Origin of the sequence: Streptomyces cyaneochromogenes, from assembly GCF_003963535.1 — a bacterium.
In the GTDB taxonomy this organism is placed as follows: Bacteria; Actinomycetota; Actinomycetes; order Streptomycetales; family Streptomycetaceae; genus Streptomyces; species Streptomyces shaanxiensis.
Window position 1 is genome coordinate 6427068 of sequence record NZ_CP034539.1, and the last position, 19764, is coordinate 6446831.

Here is a 19764-nt window from a genome sequence, read left to right on the forward strand (position 1 = left end):
CTGCGGACTTCACAGATCCCCCTTAATCTCTGCACAGTGCCGCGACTGGTGTGACTCACTGTCGCGACAGGGGGCATTGGGGATCTGGGGGGATCTGTTGTTGACGTCTGTCTTCATATCTGCTGTGTCGCTGGCCTTGTTCTGGATGGCGGCCTTCACCCTGTGGTGGCAGATGCACGCGTGGCGCACGCCCGAGGTGCTCGCCTCCACCCGGTTCAGCAGACCGGACGGGGACGAGCACGTCTCGTTCTCACTGCTACTGCCGGCCCGGCACGAACAGGCCGTGCTGGACCACACCATCCAGCGACTGCTGGAGTCCACACACACCGACTTCGAGATCATCGTCATCGTCGGGCACGACGACCCGGAGACCACGGAGGTCGCCGAGAAGGCGGCCGCCCGTGACCCGCGCGTCCGGGTCGTCGTCGACACCCATGAGAAGAAGAACAAGCCGAAGGCCATGAACACGGCGCTGCCGCACTGCCGCGGCGACGTCGTCGGGGTCTTCGACGCCGAGGACCAGGTCCACCCGGAGCTCCTCGCGCACGTGGACCACGCGTTCCGGACGACCGGGGCGGACGTCGTCCAGGGCGGGGTCCAGCTCATCAACTTCCACTCCAGCTGGTACAGCCTGCGCAACTGCCTGGAGTACTTCTTCTGGTTCCGCTCCCGGCTCCATCTGCACGCGCAGAAGGGGTTCATCCCGCTCGGCGGCAACACCGTCTTCGTGCGCACCGACGTGCTGCGGGAGGCCGACGGCTGGGATCCCAACTGCCTCGCCGAGGACTGCGACCTGGGCGTGCGGCTGTCCAGCGTCGGCAAGAAGGTCGTCGTCGCCTACGACTCCGACATGGTGACCAAGGAGGAGACGCCGGGCAGCCTGATGTCGCTGCTCAAGCAGCGCACCCGCTGGAACCAGGGCTTCCTGCAGGTCTACCGGAAGAAGGACTGGAAGCAACTGCCCACCTTCGGGCAGCGGTTGCTCGCCCGGTACACCCTCATGACGCCGTTCATGCAGGCCTTCACCGGGCTCATCATCCCGCTCAACATCGCGATCGCGGTCTTCCTCGACGTGTCCGTGAGCGTCGCCTTCATCACCTTCCTGCCGGCCGTCACCGCGCTCGTCACCTTCGTCTTCGAGATCGTCGGACTGCACGACTTCGGCAAGCAGTACGGACTTCGGGTGCGCTTCGTGCACTACGTGAAGCTCGTCGTGGGCGGCCCCTTCTACCAGGTGCTCCTCGCCGGGGCCGCCGTCCGCGCCGTATGGCGTGAGCAACGCGGCCAGAACGACTGGGAGTTGACCAGCCACGTCGGCGCGCATCTCACCGATGCCGAAGTGACCCGAGACCTCCGAGAGGACGTCCCTGCGTGACCTCCACCCTTCCCGCGGTGACCACTCCGAAGGTCCCCGCGCAGAGAACAGCTGTCCCTGAAACGCGTTCGACCGCTCGAACGAACCCGTCGAAGCGTCTCCGTTCCTCCCGCTCCGACCTGCTCCTGTGCGGCGCGCTCCTCGTCGCGATCCTCGTCGTGCAGGGCTGGAACATCTCCGACTACCCGACCCTCAGCGACGACGAGGGCACCTACCTCGCCCAGGCCTGGGCCGTCCAGGAGGGCCGGGGCCTCGCCCACTACACCTACTGGTACGACCACCCGCCGCTCGGCTGGATCCAGATAGCCCTGCTCACCTGGATACCGGCCGCGCTCAGCCCCGAGTCGATGACCGTCGGCTCGATGCGTGCCGCGATGCTCGTCATCAGCGCGGTCAGCGCGGTCCTGGTGTACGTGCTCGGGCGGCGGCTGTCCCTGCCGCGCTGGGCGGCCGGGCTCGGCATGGTCCTGTTCGGGCTGTCCCCGCTGTCGGTCGTGCTCCAGCGGGAGATCTTCCTCGACAACCTCGCGGTGATGTGGACGCTGCTCGCCTTCGCCCTCGCCGCCTCGCCGAGCCGCCACCTCTGGCATCACTTCGGCGCCGGGATGGCGGCCGCCACGGCCGTGCTGACCAAGGAGACGATGCTCTTCGTCCTCCCCGCGGTCTTCGTCACCATGTGGCGGCACAGCCACCGCGACACCCGCAAGTTCGCCCTCACCGGAGCCGTCACCGCCTGCGCGCTCATCGGCCTGGCCTACCCCCTGTTCGCCCTGCTGAAGGGCGAGATGTTCCCGGGCGACGGCCATGTCTCGCTGTGGGACGGCATCAAGTACCAGATGACCAGGCCGGGTTCGGGCTTCATCCTCGACCAGGGCTCGGGCTCGCACGGTGTGCTCCGGTCCTGGCTCTACTACGACCGCGTCCTCATCCTCGGCGGCCTCGCGGGCGCGCTGCTGCTCCTGTTCACCTGGCGCTGGTCGGTCACCGCCCGCGCCCTGGCCGGACCGTCGTTCGCGGTGGCGATCCTCGCCCTGGTGGCCATGCGTCCCAACGGCTACCTGCCCGCCATGTACGTCATCCAGGCGCTGCCGTTCCTCGCCCTGGTCCTCGCCGGAGGAACCGCCTCCGTCGCCCACGCCGCCCTGCGGCGGTGGAGGTCCGAGGGCGAGCACCGGTACCTCACCGGCGGGCGGTACGCCCTCGCGGCCGTCCTCGCGATCTCCGCCGGCGCCTATGTCGTACCCCGCTGGTACGACGGCGACCGCACCGCCGTCACGGCCGACGCCAACGCGCCCTACCAGGCCGCCTCGAAGTGGCTGTCCACCGAGGTGGCGGACCCGAAGGACACCCGCGTCCTCGTCGACGACGCGCTGTGGCTGGACCTGGTGCACGCCGGGTACGAGCCGGGGCTCGGCGTCATCTGGTTCTACAAGGCCGACCTCGACCCGGCCGTGACGAAGACGATGCCCCGCGGCTGGAAGGACCTCGACTACGTCGTCGCCTCGCCGACGGTACGGCGCGACGCGGTCGACCTGCCCAACGTCAAGGCGGCCATCGAGCACTCGACGCCGGTCGCCGTGTTCGGCAGCGGCGAGGACCGCATCGAGATCCGCCAGATCCAGACAGCCTCCGGAGGCGTTCGATGACCCACGAGTACACCGCCCCCGGGGAGCTGGGCGATCCCTCGGTAGAGGCCGCCGAGGTGCCCGAGCCGGGCGCCGTCACCATCGTCGTACCGACCTTCAACGAGTCGGCGAACGTACGGCAGTTGCTGCACATGATCACCGAGTCGGTGCCGTCCCGGCTGCCCTGCGAGGTCGTCTTCGTGGACGACTCCACCGACGACACGCCCCAGGTCATCAAGGAGGCCGCGCAGGACTGCCCGTTCCCCGTCACCGTCATCCACCGCGACGAACCCGTCGGCGGGCTCGGCGGCGCGGTCGTCGAGGGGATGAAGGCGGCAGGGTCGGACTGGATCGTCGTCATGGACGGCGACTGCCAGCACCCGCCGTCCCTCGTGCCGGACCTGGTCGCCACCGGTGAGCGCGCGAACGCCGGGCTCGTCGTCGCCTCCCGGTACATCAAGGGCGGCAGCCGGGCCGGGCTCGCCGGCAGCTACCGGGTGGCCGTGTCGCGGGCGGCGACCTGGCTGACCAAGTCCCTCTTCCCGCGCCGCCTGCACGGCATCAGCGACCCGATGAGCGGCTTCTTCGCCATCCGCCGCAGCGACATCACCGCGGACGCGCTCAAGCCGCTCGGCTACAAGATCCTGCTGGAGCTGGCCGTGCGCAGCCGCCCGCGCACGGTCACCGAGGTGCCGTTCGTGTTCCAGGAGCGGTTCGCGGGGGAGTCCAAGTCCACGGCGGCGGAGGGGCGGCGTTTCCTGCGGCACCTAGCCGGGCTGCGTACGGCCGACCCGCTGTCCCGCATGGTGGTGTTCGGGCTGATCGGGCTCACCGGCTTCGTGCCGAACCTGGCCGCGCTGTGGGCGATGACCGAGGCGGGGCTGCACTATCTGCCCGCCGAGATCGTCGCCAACCAGTTCGGCGTGGCCTGGAACTTCCTGCTGATCGAGAAGCTGCTGTTCCGCGACCGCCGCGTCCACCGCCACTGGGCCGACCGCACCATCCGGTTCGCGCTGCTCGCCAACGCCGACCTGGTGCTGCGCATCCCGCTGATCGCGCTGTTCGTCGGGCAGTTCGGGCTGGCCGTGCTGCCCGCCACGGCACTGGCCCTGGTCGTCACCTTCGTCCTGCGCTTCGCCGGTACCGAAGCGCTGGTCTATCTGCCGCGCCGGGGCCGGAAGGGGACCGGGCGCGGGAGCCGCACAGCAAGGAGCACTGCATGAGATCGAGCCGCACGAGAGCCGGACGGAGAACGGCCCTGTTGGCCGTCCTCGGCCTCACCGGAGGCCTCCTCCTCACCGCGCCCCAGCCCGCCTCCGCCGCCAACCTCATCAAGAACCCCGGCTTCGAGACCGCGGGTACCGACGACATGCCCTACTGCTGGAAGAAGTCCGGCTGGGGCGACAACGACGTCACCTTCGAGACGGTGGCCGACGCCCACTCGGGCGGCAAGGCCATGAAGGTCACGCTCACCCGCCGCGTCGACGGCGACCGCAAGGCGCTGATCACCGAGTCCGCCGAGTGCGCGCCGGTCGTCACGCCGGGCAAGCAGTACGACCTGGGGCTCTGGTACAAGTCGACCACCCCCGACACCTCGGTCACCCTCTTCCGGCACGACCCCACGGCGGGCTGGCAGTACTGGACGGACCTCAAGACGCTGGAGATGGCGGGCGGTTGGACCGAGGCGACGGTCCGCACACCCGAGGTGCCCGCCGGCACCGACCGGATCGCCTGGGGCGTCTCCGTCTACGGCACCGGTTCCGTCACCACCGACGACTACACGATGGACCAGGTCGCCGACCCCGTCCCCGACCCGGTGTGCACGGGCACCGCGGAGGAGTGCGCGAACGGCCGCTGGGACGTCCTGCCGACCAAGAACCCGGTCCGCTCCATGCACTCCGTCGTCCTCCGCAACGGCAAGGTGTTGCTGATCGCGGGCTCCGGCAACAGCGAGCAGATGTTCGCGGCGGGCACGTTCACCAGCGCGGTCTACGACCCGCAGAACGGCACGTACAAGCAGATCACCACGCCCAAGGACATGTTCTGTGCGGGCCACGTCCAGCTCGACGACGGGCGTGTGCTCGTCATGAGCGGCAACAAGGGCTATCCGTCGGCCGACGGCACGATCGGCTACCAGGGCTACAAGGACTCGTACGTCTTCGACCCGGTCACCGAGACCTACAGCAAGACCAACGACATGAACGACGGCCACTGGTATCCGTCGGCCACGATCCTCGGCAACGGTGACGTGATCTCCTTCGGCGGGCTGAAGGAGGACTCGACCGGCTCGGTGACCGCCGAACTGTGGTCGGACGCCGAGCAGAAGTGGCTCGAACTCTGGAAGGTCAACCAGACCTGGTCCTACTGGGGCCTGTACCCGTCGATGATCCTGATGCAGGACGGCCGCCTCTTCTACTCGGGCAGCCACACGTTCGGCAACAACATCCCCGGCACCGGGTCGGCGATCTACGACTACGACGCCAACACGATCACCCAGGTCCCCGGCCTGCGGAACAAGGACGAGCGCGACCAGTCCGCGAGCGTGCTGCTGCCCCCGGCCCAGGACCAGAAGGTCCTCATCATCGGCGGCGGCAACATCGACTCCAACCCGGACGCCAACCGCCTCACCGACGTCATCGACCTCAAGCAGCCCAACCCGTCCTACGTCGCCGGCCCGCCGCTCCCGCAGGGCACCGTCGACCTCGGAGCCGGCAAGGTCCCGCAGACCGGCAACCAGGGCAAGATGTACGTCTCCGCCGTACTCCTGCCCGACGGCAAGGTCCTGGAGACGGGCGGCGCGCTGCACAACCGGGCCGACCCGGTGTACGAGTCGTCGCTCTACGACCCGGCGACGGGCACCTTCGACCCGGTGGCGGCCGACCCAGAGGAGCGCGGCTACCACTCCTCGGCGTTCCTGCTGCCCGACGGCCGCGTGATGACCACCGGCGACAACCCGGGCAACGGCAGCTGGAACCACGACGTGTCGATCTACACCCCGCCCTATCTCCTCAAGGGCGAGCGTCCGGCGATCACTTCGGTCATCGACACCGAGTGGACGTACGGCGACACCCAGCGGATCACCGTCGACCGGCCCATCGCCAAGGCCGAACTGATCCGCCCGGCCGCCGTCACCCACTCCTCCGACCCGAACCAGCGCTTCGTGGATCTCCCCCTGTCGGTGGACGGCAACAACATCGACCTGAACGTGACGAGCAACCCCAACCTGGCCCCGCCCGGCTGGTACATGCTCTTCGCGGTGGACGCGAACGGAGTGCCGTCGGTCGCCAAGTGGGTGCACCTCCAGGGCCCGCAGGCACTGAGCGCGACGGATGCCTCCGCCCACGTCCACGACTTCGCCGACAACCTCGAGGGCAAGGTCACGGGCCCCGGCAAGAAGCGCACGTCGCAGAAGGTCGGCCCGACCGTCTCCGGCTGCGACCGGCACTACGGCTCCGCCAACGTCTGCGTCCCGACGGACTTCCCGCCGACCGTGAGGGCGACGACGAAGGCCCGCTGCGACTGGCTGAAGAAGAACGACTACGGCCGTCTGAAAGTCAACGGCAAGGACGATCCGCTGCGGCTGGACCGGAACAGGGACGGAATCGCCTGCGGAAAGGGTGATGTGACCCTGCGTCAGCTCCCGTAGTCCGCCAGGGCGCGCTCCACGATGGCCACCAGCTGCTCGTGGTGCGCGCCCTTCCAGTACGCCCGCTTGCACCGGGTGCACTGCGCGAAGACGTCGTACGACCGCTGCGTCCCGCCCTCCAGCTGGTCCGCCACCTCGTCCTTGGTGGCCTCCTTGAGCAGGCCGTTGCAGGCGGTGCAGCGGGTCCAGGGACGCAGCTCGGGGCGGAACCGCTCGAGGATGTCGCGGAGTTGGTCGTCGGGGCGGGTGCTGTAGACGAAGGCACCGGCCCACAGCTCGCGGCGCCGCAGCAGACCCCGGTCACGGCTGAGCATGACCCGCTGCTCGGCGGCCGAGCGGGCGGCGAGCGCCGGGTCGCCGATGTCCGTCGACTCGTACGCCGTGTCCACGCCGAGCAGGCGCATGCGCCGGGCGAGGGTGCCGAGATGGACGTCGAGCAGGAAGCGCAGGGGAGCGCCGGGCACCCGCTGGGGGCGTGCGACGGGCCGTACCGAGACGGACTCGCCCGCTGCCGGGATGTGCGACACCGGCACCTCACGGCCGTCCACGACCACCGCACCGACCTCCGTCAGCGGGACGCCGAGGGACTCGACGACATGGCCGAGGGTCGAGACGCCGTCGGTGGTGACCTGGGCGGCACCGCCCTCGCGCCGTCCGTTGGGGAGGAAGATGCGCAGTTCGGGGGCGAACTCGACATGGATCCCGGGACCGTTCACCTCGTCAGGATGTCACGGCTAGGGGCTCGTGCCTCAGGTGTTTTTCGCGGGGAGGCCGTGCTCGATGACGTCCAGGGCGCGGTCCACCAGATCGCGGAGTTCGTCCTGGCAGTCGTTCTCCGCCCAGGTGATGTTGGCCTCCATCAGGCCGCCGACCAGGGACATCGCGTAGACCCGCACTTCGAGGGAGTCGGCGTCCAGACCGTGGCGCTCGGCGATGGCACCCCGCAGCAGCAGTCCGGTGGCCGACATGCTCTCGATCATCCGGGCGCGGACGGCGGGGATCTGGACCGCCAGGTGCGCCCGGACCCGGACCGCCTCGGGGTCCTCGGCGAGCAGCGCGTCCATGGACCGGTGCAGCACGTACCGCACCGAGTCCAGCCAGGACTCCGTGGCGGGCCGGGCACGCAACTCCTCCAGCATCAGAGGGTCGTACTCGTCCGTGAGGACGATGTCCTCCTTGGTCGGGAAGTAGCGGAAGACCGTGGACGGCGACACCTCGGCGCGCTCGGCGATCTGCTCGATCGTGGTGGCGTCGTAGCCCTGCTCCTTGATCAGGGCGTACGTCGCCTCACGGATCGCCATCCTGGTCTTGATCTTCTTCCGTTCGCGTAGTCCCAGCTGGGGGCCTTCGGGGAGGGGGACGGGGCGTGCGGGTGTCATGGGGCTCATTGTCGGGCATCGGCCTGCTCGGCAGCCATGTCCGGGGTCTCGGGCTTCTCCGCTTCCGGGGTGCTCGGCAGGAAGGCCGCCGCCAGCAGGGCGGAGACGAGGGCCGCGATCGCACACACCAGCAGCACGACGCCCATGCCGTGGACGTAGGCGCTGTTCGCGGAGGCCGCGAGCTGTGCCGACCCCGCCCGTTCGGCGACCAGGTGTGCCGCGACCACGGACTCGCCGGCCGTGTCGGCCGCCTCGGTGGGCAGCCCGGTGACGTCGAGCCGGTCCCGGAAGGCGCCGGCGAGCAGACTGCCGAGCAGGGCGATGCCGATCGCGCCGCCGACCTGACGCAGGGTCATCAGCAGCCCGGAGCCGCTGCCGGCGCGGTCGCGGGGCAGCGCGCTGAGGCCGCCGTTCATGGCGGGGATGAGCGAGAGACCGAAGCCGAGGCCGGTGATGGTGAGCCACAGCGCCACGAATCCGTAGCCGGAGCCCACCGCCGTGCGGCTGCCGAGGAACCCGGCGAAGGCCAGCACCACCAGGCCCGCGCTCACCGCGGCACGCGCGCCGAAGCGGGCGACGACCTTCGGGGCGAGGCGGGAGGCGACCAGCAGTCCGCCCATCATCGGCAGCAGCCGCACGCCGGTGCCCAGGGCGTCGTGGCCGAGGACGGCCTGGAGGTAGGGCGGCAGCACGAACAGCAGGCCGGTCAGGATGAACGTCACCAGGGTCGCGGCGACGGTGTTGAAGAGGAAGCCGCGGTGGGCCAGCAGGTTCATGTCGAGCATGGGGCGCTCGACCCGGCGTTCGCGCACCACGAGCGCGGCGATCAGCAGCACGGCCGCCCCGAGCATGCCCAGGACCAGCGGGTCGCCCCAGCCCCGGGTAGGCGCCTCGATGATGCCGTAGACGAGCGCGCCGAGCCCGGTCGCGGTGAGGGCCGTCGAGACGGTGTCGACCTCGGGGGAGGCGGGGTCCTTCGTCTCGGGGAGCAGGAAGACGCAGGCGGTGATGCCGATCGCGGCCATGGGGAGGTTGATCAGGAAGACCGAGCCCCACCAGAAGTGGTTCAGCAGCCAGCCGCCGATGATCGGGCCGAGGGGCAGGCCGAGCGCGGAGGCGGCGGAGGTGATGCCGACGGCCTTGGTGCGCTCCGCGGGCCCGAAGAGGGTGGGTAGCACGGACAGCGAGAGCGGGGTGACCAGTGCCGCGCCGACGCCCATCACGGCACGCGCGACGATCACCGCGTTCACGTCGCCGGCCAGTGCGCCGACCAGCGACCCAGCGAGGAAGATCCCGAGCCCGGTGATCAGCATCAGCCGCCGCCCGAAGCGGTCGCCGAGCAGGCCCGCGGGGAGCATCAGCGCGGCGAAGACGACGACGTACGCGTCCGCCATCCACTGCTGCTGGCCGGTGGTGGCACCGAGATCGGCGGCCATCGTCGGCAGCGCGACATTGAGGATCGTCATGTCGAAGCCGAGCGTGAGCATGCTCGCGACCAGCGCGGCGAGAGCCCACCAACGGCGAGGATCTGGAGTGACAGTTTCCATGAAATGAGAGTAGCTCTCAAAAGATAGGAACTGTCAATCGGTTTCGGCATGCAAAAAGGGCCACGGCGTTGAGCCGTGGCCCTTCGAGGAGCGGTGTGCGGACTACCCGTGCTGGTATGCCACCAGCGAGATCCCCACGTAGTGCGTGATGAACGCCGCCAGCGTGAAGGAGTGGAAGACCTCGTGGAAGCCGAACCAGCGCGGTGACGGGTTCGGGCGCTTGATGCCGTAGATCACTCCGCCCGCGCTGTAGAGGACACCGCCGACGATGACCAGGACCAGCACCGCGATGCCGCCGCTGCGCATGAAGTCCGGCAGGAAGAAGACGGCCGCCCAGCCCATCGCGATGTAGCAGGGGGTGTAGAGCCAGCGCGGGGCGCCGACCCAGAAGACGCGGAAGATGATGCCCGCCGCGGCGGCGGCCCAGATGCCCCACAGCAGCCACTGGCCCTTGGCCTCCGGCAGCAGCAGCATCGTCAGCGGTGTGTAGGTGCCTGCGATGATCAGGAAGATGTTGGCGTGATCCAGCCGGCGCAGGATGCCGTCCATGCGCGGGCTCCAGTTGCCCCGGTGGTACAGCGCGCTCACGCCGAACAGCAGGCAGGCGGTGAGGGCGAAGATCCCGCAGGCGAGGCGGCCCCGCGCCGAGTCCGCGAGGGCGGTGAGCACCAGGCCCGAGACGAGCGCGGCCGGAAACATGCCGAGATGCAGCCAGCCGCGGAGCTTGGGCTTGATCTCGTCCGTGAGCTGCTGGGCGTGGTGTGCGATCTGGTGCGGCAATGAGCGCGCGTCGGACTCGCGGCCGGCGGCCGGCGTGTCCGTTGGCGCGTCGGGGGCGGGCGACGTCATGCGGGGCATCGTACCTACGGAACCGTAAGTTACGTATCAGGGCGGCCAGATGACCGCACGGAAGTGGCCATCGTCTCATGGGGTACCCGGCAGGGGCGCACCCGGGGTGAAGCCGTGGTGACGCATCGAAAACATCTCGATGAGTGGTGATGCTCACGCCGCTCACCTGTGACGCCCTCTGGACATATGGGCGGACGCGTCGGATGATCAAATGAGTGCGGTCGGCACCGGATGAGCGCGGAAGATCCAGAAGATGTCCTGTCTGCGAAGCATCCGGGTCGCGGCCCCCACGGGGCATACAAGGGCATATTCAGACAAAATCCCTCACTTAGGAGCAACCGTGGCGCGCGACATCGCGGCTCCCCCCGTCGTCCCCACCAACCACCGGGAACTCGTCTCGTGGGTCAACGAGATCGCAGAACTGACGCAGCCGGACAGCGTGGTCTGGTGTGACGGATCAGAGGCCGAGTACGAGCGCCTGTCCGAGGAGCTCGTCGCGAAGGGCACCTTCCGCAAACTCGACCCGATCAAGCGCCCCAACTCCTACTACGCCGCCTCCGACCCGACCGACGTCGCCCGCGTCGAGGACCGGACCTTCATCTGCTCCGAGAAGGAGGAGGACGCCGGCCCGACGAACCACTGGATGGACCCCGCCGAGATGCGCGAGGTCTTCTCCGGTGAGAAGGGCGTCTTCCGCGGCTCGATGCGCGGCCGGACGATGTACGTCGTCCCGTTCTGCATGGGCCCGCTCGGCTCGAAACTCTCCGCGATCGGCGTCGAGATCACCGACTCGGCGTACGTCGCCGTCTCCATGCGCACCATGACCCGTATGGGCCAGGCCGTCCTCGACGAGCTCGGGGAGGACGGCTTCTTCGTGAAGGCCGTGCACTCCGTCGGCGCCCCGCTGGAGGAAGGCCAGGAGGACGTCCCCTGGCCCTGCAACCAGACCAAGTACATCTCCCACTTCCCGGAGAGCCGCGAGATCTGGTCCTACGGCTCCGGCTACGGCGGCAACGCCCTGCTCGGCAAGAAGTGCTACGCCCTGCGCATCGCCTCCGTCATGGCCCGCGACGAGGGCTGGCTGGCCGAGCACATGCTGATCCTCAAGCTGACCCCGCCGCAGGGCGAGTCCAAGTACGTCGCCGCCGCCTTCCCGAGCGCCTGCGGCAAGACCAACCTCGCCATGCTGGAGCCCACCATCTCCGGCTGGACCGTCGAGACGATCGGCGACGACATCGCCTGGATGCGCTTCGGCGAGGACGGCCGCCTGTACGCCATCAACCCCGAGGCCGGCTTCTTCGGCGTCGCGCCCGGCACCGGTGAGCACACCAACGCCAACGCGATGAAGACGCTGTGGGGCAACTCGGTCTTCACCAACGTCGCCCTCACCGACGACAACGACATCTGGTGGGAGGGCATGACGGAGGAGACTCCGGCCCACCTCACCGACTGGAAGGGCAACGACTGGACGCCGGCCTCCGAGGCCCCGGCCGCCCACCCCAACGCCCGCTTCACCGTCCCCGCCTCGCAGTGCCCGATCATCGCGCCCGAGTGGGAGGACCCCAAGGGCGTGCCGATCTCGGCGATCCTCTTCGGCGGCCGGCGCGCCACCGCCGTACCGCTGGTGACGGAGTCCTTCGACTGGAACCACGGCGTGTTCCTCGGCGCCAACGTGGCCTCCGAGAAGACCGCCGCCGCCGAGGGCAAGGTCGGCGAGCTGCGCCGCGACCCCTTCGCCATGCTGCCGTTCTGCGGCTACAACATGGGCGACTACATGGCCCACTGGGTCGACGTGGCCAAGGACAAGGACCAGTCCAAGCTGCCGAAGATCTACTACGTCAACTGGTTCCGCAAGAACGACGAGGGCAAGTTCGTCTGGCCCGGCTTCGGCGAGAACAGCCGCGTCCTGAAGTGGATCGTCGAGCGCCTCGACGGCAAGGCCGAGGGCGTCGAGACCCCGATCGGCATCCTGCCGGCCAAGGGCGCGCTGGACACGAACGGCCTCGAACTGGCCGACTCCGACCTCGACTTCCTGCTCACCGTCGACAAGGAGGTCTGGCGCGAGGAGGCGGCGCTGGTCCCCGACCACCTCAACACCTTCGGTGACCACACGCCGAAGGAGCTGTGGGACGAGTACCGCGCCCTGGTGCAGCGCCTGGGCTGAGACAAGCCCCCAAGGACGCCGCGGCCGGCTCCGATCGTGCCCTGACCAGCAACATCGTCACGGCCGGCCGCGGTGACAGCACCACAGACCGGCGAAGTTCCGTACAACGGCGTGCGGGGCTCCGGGCCTGTCGTCGCACCTTCCCGTCCGCCCCGACGGGAGCAACGCGACGACAGGCCCTCGCCTGTTTCGGGCCCCTTTCGCATATCGGGGCCCCTTTCGCGGTCGTGCCGTCTTGATTGTGTGATCTTCACAGCTGTTTCATATGCATCACAAGAGCGTCACTGATCCCAGGAGGCGCTCAACACAGCCTGTGGGGGGCACAGTTGAATACTGCACACCGTCCCAGACGCCTCGCGGCCACGCTGCTCGCCGCCGCACTCGCCGGGACCGGCCTGACCGTCGCCGCGGCACCGGCGGCGCACGCGGCGGCGTCCGACTCCGTGGCCAAGCTGCCGATCTCGTCGTACTCGGCGCTGGCCGTCGACAACGTCCACCAGCGCGTCTTCGTGGCGGACAGCAACGTCGGCTACTACCTCAACTCCGGCACCATCACCGTCTACAACTTCGCGGGTGAGCGCCTCACGACGATCACCACCAACCAGGCCCATGTCTCCGGCCTGGCGGTCAGCGCCGACGGCAGCAAGCTCTACGCCGGACTGCGCGACCGGATCGAGGCCATCGACACCACGACCTACGAGCGCACCGTCGTGGCCTACGCCAACACCGACTACTGCGGCCGCGAGGTCGCCCAGTCCGGCGGGCAGGTCTACTTCACGACGCCGTTCGCGTCCAACGTCTCCCAGTGCGCCACCGCCGAGACCTACCTGGACGCGGTCATCAACGGAACGCACACCCGCACCGGCTGGAACGACTTCGGCGATCTGCTGCTGGAAGCCGGCGCCGGGGACAAGATGCTCATGGGCCAGCCGCTCAACGCCAAGGCGGCCGATCCCTTCCTCACCGTGTACGACACCAGCGGCCCCAGCCCCGTGCGCGAGGGCGCGCGGCGCTTCGCCGACGCCGAGGGCAAGGGCGCCCTGGACCTCAAGGACCTGGCGCTGTCCGCCGACGGCGGCAAGGTCGCCGTGGCCGACGCCACCGCCGGCACCCGGCTGCTCAACACCGCCGACCTGTCGGACGCGGCGGCCGGCTACCCGGCGCTTCCGTCCGGCGCCACCGCCAGCGCGGTCGCCTTCGGCGGCGACGGCAGGTACATCGCGCGCGGCGCCTCGGCCACCGGCTCCACGCCGGACCTGCTCGTCCAGCCCGCCGACCCGACCGACTCCACCGCCCCGCTGGAGTTCGTCTTCGAGGGCAGCCTCGACGGCGACCGGGTGGTGCCGCGCGGCCTGGAGTGGGCGGCGGACGGCTCCCGGCTGTTCGCGGTGACCACCAACGCGGCCGGCAGCCAGTACTGGCTGCACATCATCCAGCCCCCGGCCGTCCAGTACGACGCCCGCTTCACCGGCGGCCTCACCCACAGCCCCGCCGCTGCCGCCGCCGGCGAACCGCTGGCCGTACGCGGCAAGCTGGAGCAGGACGGCCCGGCACCCGCCGAGCCCCTGAGGGTCCAGGCGACCCGCACCGACGCGAACGGCACCCACGAGCTCGGCACCTTCACGGTCAAGGACGACGGCACCTTCACCGTCCTCGACGAGCCCGACCTCGTAGGCGACGCCACCTACAAGGTCTCCTTCCTCGGCGACCTGACCCACCGCCCCGCCGAGGACGTCACCACCAAGGTGTCCGTCGGCAAGGCACCCACCTCGATCGCGCTCACCGCGCCCGAGGAGGGCTCCCTGAGCACGGGCGTCGAGATCACCGGCACGTTCACCGCCCAGGGCAAGGCGCTGCCCGACCGCGCGGTCCTCAAGGTCACCCGCAAGGACCGGCTCGGCACCGGCACGCTGTCGTCGGTGACGGTCGCCGCCGACGGCACGTTCACCATCAACGACCTGCCGCGCACCCGGGGCAACACGACCTACACGGTCAGCTGGCCGGGCGACGACCTCCACGAGGCATCGACGGCCACGGCGACGCTCTACGTCAGGCGCTGATACCGCCCGTCCCGCCCCGGTCCTCCAGATACCGGGTGTGGGACTCCTGGCGGCGGGCCTCCACCTCGCGCAGACCCGCCGCCAGGCGCTCGGCGTCCTTCTTCAGCAGGCCGAGCTGCCGCTCCAGATGCAGTTCGGGGGACTCGGTGCCGGGCGCCATCCGCGTCCACCACCGCGTCCGTACGAAACTGTCGACGGCCTCGGGGAGATCGCGCCGCACGATCCGGGAGAGCACATGCACGCCCTCCGGATCGTGCGCGAGCAGCTCGGCCACCCAGCCCCGGTCGAGCAACGCGGCCAGCAGCTCGGTGAGTTCCCGCAGCCGGGCGGCGGCCGTGACCGACAGCTCGATGTCCGTCAGATAGCCGCGCAGCTTCTCGAAGTCGCCCCGCAACTCGTCGAGCTGGGCCGACGGATCCGGGAAGTCGGGCGGTGCGGGCCGCTCCGGCGGGGCGATCAGCGCGCCCGCGCCGTACAGCCCCGCGACCACGACGAGCCAGTACGGTCCCGCCACTCCCGTGAACGTCAGCACCAGGCCGACCAGCCCGCACGCGCTGCCCGCGATGTTCTTGCGGGACTCCAGGTACGCCAGCGCCTTGCCGGCAGCCGTCCTACTGGTAGCCACGGATCTCCTCGAAGGCGCCGTCCAGCGAGCCCTCCTGGGCGTCGAAGAGGCGGCCGCCGGTCAGCTCGGCGATGTGCTCCAGCTCGGACTCGTCGGAGTCGCCGAAGAGGATGGGGAACACGGGCGTCTCCCGCCGGTCGCGGTCGAGCCCGGCGTAGAAGGCGTCGAAGTCCGCCGCCTCGGCGCCGGTGGTGTTCTCGCCGTCCGTCATCAGCACGATCGACGTGAACGTGTCCCGGCCGGCGCCCAGATGGTCGTACGCCTTCTCCAACGAGGTGTAGATCGCGGTGTCGCCCTCGGCGGAGAGCGCCTCCGTGTCCTCGCGGATCCCGGCGAGCCCGGCCTTCGGGCCGGCCGGCTCCACCACATGGGTGCGCACGCTCTTCACCTCCGACCCGAAGGGCATCAGCGTGACCTCCTCGCGTTCGCGGAAGTCGCCGGTGAGGTCGGCGAGCGCCTGCTTGAGCTGCGCCAGGCGGTCGCCCTCCATCGAGCCCGAGGTGTCGAGGACGTAGACCGTCCTGGACGGGCGGCGCAGCTCGTTCTCGTACGCGTCCAGCAGTCCGTCGGCGACGGAACGGCTGCCCGGGAAGGGCAGTTCGCGCCGCCGGCCGGGGTCGAGACCGGACGCGGGGGCGACGGAGGCGACGACCGGGCGGCGATGGGTGCGCTCGGTGATCAGCCGCTGGACGTCCTCGGTGCGCAGGGCCTCGGTGAGGCGGCGGACGTCGTCGCGGGTCGCGGCGTTCGTCGACGCGAGCGAGGAGAGCGGGTAGTCGGCGGTGACGACGCCGTCCTTGGGGCGGATCACGGTCAGGCCGGGGATGCCCTTGAGGACGGACTCGTAGTTGAGCAGCGCGTCGACGCTCCCGCGCCGCTTGTACGCCGTCGCCAGCCAGCCCGACGAACCCGACGTCAGCTTCTGCCCCTTGAAGAACTCCTTCAGCCGGGGCGTGGCCTCGGTGACGTCCGCGTCGTTGAGCGCGGACTGGGCGCCGGAGAGGGCCGAGGCGACGGAGACGAGGGTGGCGAAGCCGGAGTTGGAGCGGGCGGGGTCGGTCATGCCGTAGGTGAGCCTGCCCTCCTGGACGGCCTGCTCGATCTGCGACCAGGTGACGTCGTCGGGCTTCCACCCCAGCTCGCCGAGGGTCGTGGACCGGACCCCGATGGCGACGGGGCTCGACATGACGGACGTCTCCGAAACGACCTTCTTCGCGGCTTCCGGCCGCAGCCGCAGATAGTCGTTGGACGACAGCCACAGCGCGTCGTACTGCCCGTTTGCCCTGCCCTTCGCCAGCAGCTCCACGGCGTCGAGGGTGCCCATGTAGGTGGGCCGGACCTTGATGCCGGTGTCGTCCGCGATCCGGTCGAGGACCGGGGCCATGTCGCTGAGCTCGCTGGAGGCGAGGACACGGAGGGTGCCGGGCTGCGGGGCGTTCGGGTCCTCGGCGGCCTGCTGAGAGGTGCAGGCGGTCAGCAGGGCGATCGCACAGAGGGCGACGGCGAGCAGGCGGCCGCGACGAGGGCCTTGGAGGTGTCTCATCCGAGCCCACCCTCCAGCGCGCCCTGCGAGCGGCTGCGCTCCAAGTAGGCGCTCGCGTGCTGCAGTTCGGCGGTCAGGTTCTCCACTGTCGTCGCCATCGCCTCGGTCGCCTGAACCTTGTAGGTGTCGATGGCGTCGAGGGTGCGGTAGATCTGCTGGAAGGCGCTGCGCAGGGTCTCCGCCCCCACCGCCGGGTCGGCGGCGATGCGCTGGATCTCGCCGCTCTGCGTGGCCAGCATCTCGGCGTTGCCGCGAATGAGCTCCTCGGTGGTCCCGCGCAGGGCGTTGACCTGCTCGATGACCTTCTTCTGATGGTCGAGCGCGGAGGCCAGCATCACGGAGATCCGCAGGGCCGAGACGGTCGTGGTCGCGGCCCGGTCGACGCCCTTGATCAGCTCGTCGTTGTTGCGCCGTACGACGTCCATGGCGAGGTAGCCCTGCGCGCACACCGCGAGCTGGGTGAGCAGGTCCTGGTGCTTCTGCCGGACCGGGAAGAGGATGTCGGCCCGCAGACTGTCGGCCTGCTGGGGATCCACGACCCGCGCGATGTGCTGCTCGACCGCCGTGTCCAGGGCTTCCGTCAGCACGACGTACTCCTGGAGCTTGCCCATGGACTCCCAGAGCCGCACCCGCTCGGTCTGGAGCGCGGCGTTGTCCCGCCGCAGCTCGTCCTGCCCGCCCCGCAGCGACCCCACGATCCTGTTCAGGGTGCCCTGCGCGGAGGCGTACTTGGCGACGTGGTCGCGCAGCTTGTTGCCGCCGGGAAGCCGGGAGAGGAACTTGCGTCCCTTGGAAGCGGGAAGATCGCGCGGGTCCAGGTCCTCGACCACCCGCCGGAGTTCGACGAGCGAGCCCGCGACCTGCGCCTGGGCGTCCCCGCCCTTGTCGGGCAGGCTCCGGATGGTCCGCTCCAGCATGCGGTTGGACTGGGCAGCGGCCGTGCGCATCTCGCCCGCACCCAGGGCGGTGATCTCCCCGACCTTGCCGGCGAACTCGGGGGAGCGGGCGTCGAGCGCCGCGAGCCCGTCCACGTAGTCGGAGGCCTTCTTGGCCATGTCGGTACGGACGCCGTCGTCGACCGGGACGAGTCCGCCGGCCTTCTCGCGCGGCACGCTGGCCACGGGCTCGGGCGGAGTGAGGACGAAGGTGTCGTCGCTGGTGCTCATGTGCTGTGGCCCCCTTGTCCGCGCGCCCGTCGTGCCAGCTCGTGCAGCACCTCGGAGGTGGGCACGGCCGCCTGGTGGACGCCGGTCAGTTCCTGCTTGAGGTAGGTGGTGTCCAAGGCGAACTCACTGGACTCGCCCTGCGGACGGAACCCGTGCCGGGCCTGAAGCTCGCGCAACTTCGGGTCCGAGGAGAGGAGTTCGGCGACGGCCTTGCCGTTCTCGGTCAGCGGTACGACGGTGTGGTCGCTGTTGACCGTGGTGTCCGGGTAGAGGACGACCAGGTCGTCGGGTTGCTGCCCCTTTGCCAGCAGGGAGGCGACCTGGGACTCGTACACCACGACGAGCGGGTTGCCCGCACCGCTGACGAAGTCCCGGAAGACGGCGTCACTGCCGGCCTGCTGAGCGCCCTGCACGCTGACCAGCTTGTGCAGCAGCGGGGCGGTGCGATCCACCTCGGCGTCGGTGGCGACGACCTTGCCGTCGTTCTCGACGTAGGAGGCGGCGGCCAGATAGAGGGCGCCGGAGTTGGAGGTCTCGGGGTCGGTGCTGGACAGGTACAGGGTGCCCGTCAACTCCCCGTATTTCCGGGCGCCCTTGAGCTGTTGCCAGGTGCGGTCGGCGCGGGCGGCGTCCAGATAGGCGGCCATCTCGAAGGTGCCGCGGTGCTCGGAGTCCAAAGTGGCGAGCCCGTTCGCCGCGAGTACCTCGGCGGCGTTGCGGTGCGCGACGACGACGAGGGGTGAGTAGAAGGGGCGGGGCAGGGTCCCCGTCACCTTGTACTTCGCGGCGAGGGCGACGGCCGGCGCCTGGCTCGACGGCAGCGCGAGGTCGTACCCCTTGAGGTCCAGCCCCTCCATGGCCCAGGACCCGGAGGTCTCGGCCTTCACGGTGTAGCCCTTGGCGGCGAGGGCCTTCACCACATCGGGATCGGCGAAGAACTCGGCCTTCTCCGACCCGATCACCGCCTGCACGGTCTTCGTTGCCGTGCCGTCCTCATTACTGCGGCCCGCGACGACGGCGGCCACCACGCCACCGATCAGCAGCACCGCGAGGATGATTCCTGCGATACGTCTCACGTCGGGGAGAGTGCTCGCGGAATCCAACGTTCCCCGTCAACGGGGATGAACGCCAGGTGTCATACCGGTCCCGTTACAACACGGGGTGATGCGAGGTTCCTCAGGGGCGCGGGGCTGTGTCGATTTGCGGCTCCGCCGCGTGGGCGCGATCAGCCACACACAACCCGCAGCCGCCGCACGACACAAACCCCTACGGCGGAACGGCGAACCCGACCAAAGCCAACGCAGTGCTGTGGCACCCGGTCCGCGCGTCGCTGCGGGTGCACGCGGACCGGGGCCGTTCAAGGGGCGTTCAGCTGACGCCGGTCAACTCCTGCGCGGCGGCATGCGCGTCCATCCGTTCGGCGGCGAGAATCGCAGCCGCCGTATCGGCCCGGGACGCGGCCACAACCAGCGCCCGCCCGGCAAGGGCATGCGCCCGCTGATGCAACGCCGCCACCTTCGGCCCGCCGCCGGAGGCAGCCGCGCGGGCCGGCTTACGGCCTTCCCGCAGTCGGGCCACCTGACTGGCGAGCCGCTCGGCGGCGATGTCCAGGTCCTCCGAGGGTGCCGTCGCACGCAGCTCGTCCGTCACGGCAAGCAGCGCAGCGAGATGGCTGGCGAGCTGAATGTCCAGCTCTTCCTCACGCGAGCGGTGTGGAAAGTCCGTGGTGCTGCCGGCCATCGTGCTGTGGACCGACTTGGTGCGGATCGGTTCGTACATGGGGAT

General features: G+C 69.8%; 15 protein-coding genes. 6 read left to right on the forward strand and 9 right to left on the reverse strand.

What is annotated here, in order from left to right:
• Positions 1–97 precede the first annotated feature (97 nt).
• Genes EJ357_RS29375 through EJ357_RS29390 form a run of 4 tightly spaced genes read left to right on the forward strand, consistent with a single transcriptional unit; the run spans position 98 to position 6646 of the window.
• Positions 98–1375, forward strand: coding sequence for a glycosyltransferase (locus EJ357_RS29375; protein WP_126394569.1), 1278 nt, complete (start codon positions 98–100; stop codon positions 1373–1375).
• Positions 1372–3021, forward strand: a complete 1650-nt coding sequence (locus EJ357_RS29380; RefSeq protein WP_126394571.1) for an ArnT family glycosyltransferase — start codon at positions 1372–1374, stop codon at positions 3019–3021. The genes EJ357_RS29375 and EJ357_RS29380 overlap by 4 nt, the downstream gene beginning before the upstream one ends.
• On the forward strand, positions 3018–4223 hold the full coding sequence (locus EJ357_RS29385; protein WP_126394572.1) for a glycosyltransferase: 1206 nt from the start codon (positions 3018–3020) through the stop codon (positions 4221–4223). Before EJ357_RS29380 ends, EJ357_RS29385 begins: the two co-directional genes overlap by 4 nt.
• Positions 4220–6646: a galactose oxidase-like domain-containing protein gene (locus tag EJ357_RS29390; RefSeq protein WP_126394575.1), complete on the forward strand. Its 2427-nt coding sequence runs from the start codon at positions 4220–4222 to the stop codon at positions 6644–6646. Before EJ357_RS29385 ends, EJ357_RS29390 begins: the two co-directional genes overlap by 4 nt.
• Here EJ357_RS29390 and EJ357_RS29395 read toward each other — a convergent pair.
• The 4 genes from EJ357_RS29395 to trhA form a co-directional block, all read right to left on the reverse strand.
• A complete protein-coding gene (locus EJ357_RS29395) occupies positions 6634–7362 on the reverse strand; it encodes a Mut7-C RNAse domain-containing protein (protein ID WP_126394576.1) in 729 nt (242 codons plus the stop codon). The genes EJ357_RS29390 and EJ357_RS29395 overlap by 13 nt on opposite strands.
• Before the next feature lie 33 nt (positions 7363–7395).
• Positions 7396–8025, reverse strand: coding sequence for a TetR/AcrR family transcriptional regulator (locus tag EJ357_RS29400; protein ID WP_126394578.1), 630 nt, complete (start codon positions 8023–8025; stop codon positions 7396–7398).
• A gap of 5 nt (positions 8026–8030) precedes the next feature.
• Positions 8031–9572 carry a DHA2 family efflux MFS transporter permease subunit gene (locus tag EJ357_RS29405; RefSeq protein WP_126394580.1) on the reverse strand — a complete coding sequence of 514 codons (1542 nt, stop codon included), beginning with the start codon at positions 9570–9572 and terminating at the stop codon, positions 8031–8033.
• 102 nt (positions 9573–9674) lie between these two features.
• Entirely contained in the window at positions 9675–10421 is a 747-nt protein-coding gene (gene trhA / locus EJ357_RS29410) for a PAQR family membrane homeostasis protein TrhA (protein ID WP_126394581.1), read from the reverse strand.
• Between the two features lie 340 nt (positions 10422–10761).
• Here trhA and EJ357_RS29415 point away from each other — a divergent pair, with 340 nt between their 5' ends.
• A complete protein-coding gene (locus EJ357_RS29415; RefSeq protein ID WP_126394583.1) occupies positions 10762–12585 on the forward strand; it encodes a phosphoenolpyruvate carboxykinase (GTP) in 1824 nt (607 codons plus the stop codon).
• A gap of 326 nt (positions 12586–12911) precedes the next feature.
• Positions 12912–14645 (forward strand): Ig-like domain repeat protein, encoded by a 1734-nt coding sequence (locus tag EJ357_RS29420; RefSeq protein WP_175647565.1) that lies wholly within the window; start codon positions 12912–12914, stop codon positions 14643–14645.
• On the opposite strand, the gene EJ357_RS29425 is transcribed toward EJ357_RS29420, so the two are convergent.
• From EJ357_RS29425 to EJ357_RS29445, 5 genes are all read right to left on the reverse strand, one after another.
• Entirely contained in the window at positions 14635–15270 is a 636-nt protein-coding gene (locus tag EJ357_RS29425) for a hypothetical protein (protein ID WP_228472644.1), read from the reverse strand. The genes EJ357_RS29420 and EJ357_RS29425 overlap by 11 nt on opposite strands.
• The gene (locus EJ357_RS29430) at positions 15257–16813 is read right to left on the reverse strand and encodes a substrate-binding and vWA domain-containing protein (RefSeq protein ID WP_126394585.1); all 1557 of its coding nucleotides are present in this window, start codon (positions 16811–16813) and stop codon (positions 15257–15259) included. The genes EJ357_RS29425 and EJ357_RS29430 overlap by 14 nt, the downstream gene beginning before the upstream one ends.
• Positions 16810–17979, reverse strand: a complete 1170-nt coding sequence (locus tag EJ357_RS29435) for a toxic anion resistance protein (RefSeq protein ID WP_126394586.1) — start codon at positions 17977–17979, stop codon at positions 16810–16812. The genes EJ357_RS29430 and EJ357_RS29435 overlap by 4 nt, the downstream gene beginning before the upstream one ends.
• Complete coding sequence (locus tag EJ357_RS29440) at positions 17976–19055, reverse strand: hypothetical protein (RefSeq protein ID WP_126394588.1); 1080 nt, start codon at positions 19053–19055, stop codon at positions 17976–17978. The genes EJ357_RS29435 and EJ357_RS29440 overlap by 4 nt, the downstream gene beginning before the upstream one ends.
• A gap of 292 nt (positions 19056–19347) precedes the next feature.
• Entirely contained in the window at positions 19348–19758 is a 411-nt protein-coding gene (locus EJ357_RS29445; protein ID WP_126394590.1) for an SCO4983 family protein, read from the reverse strand.
• Positions 19759–19764: the final 6 nt, after the last annotated feature.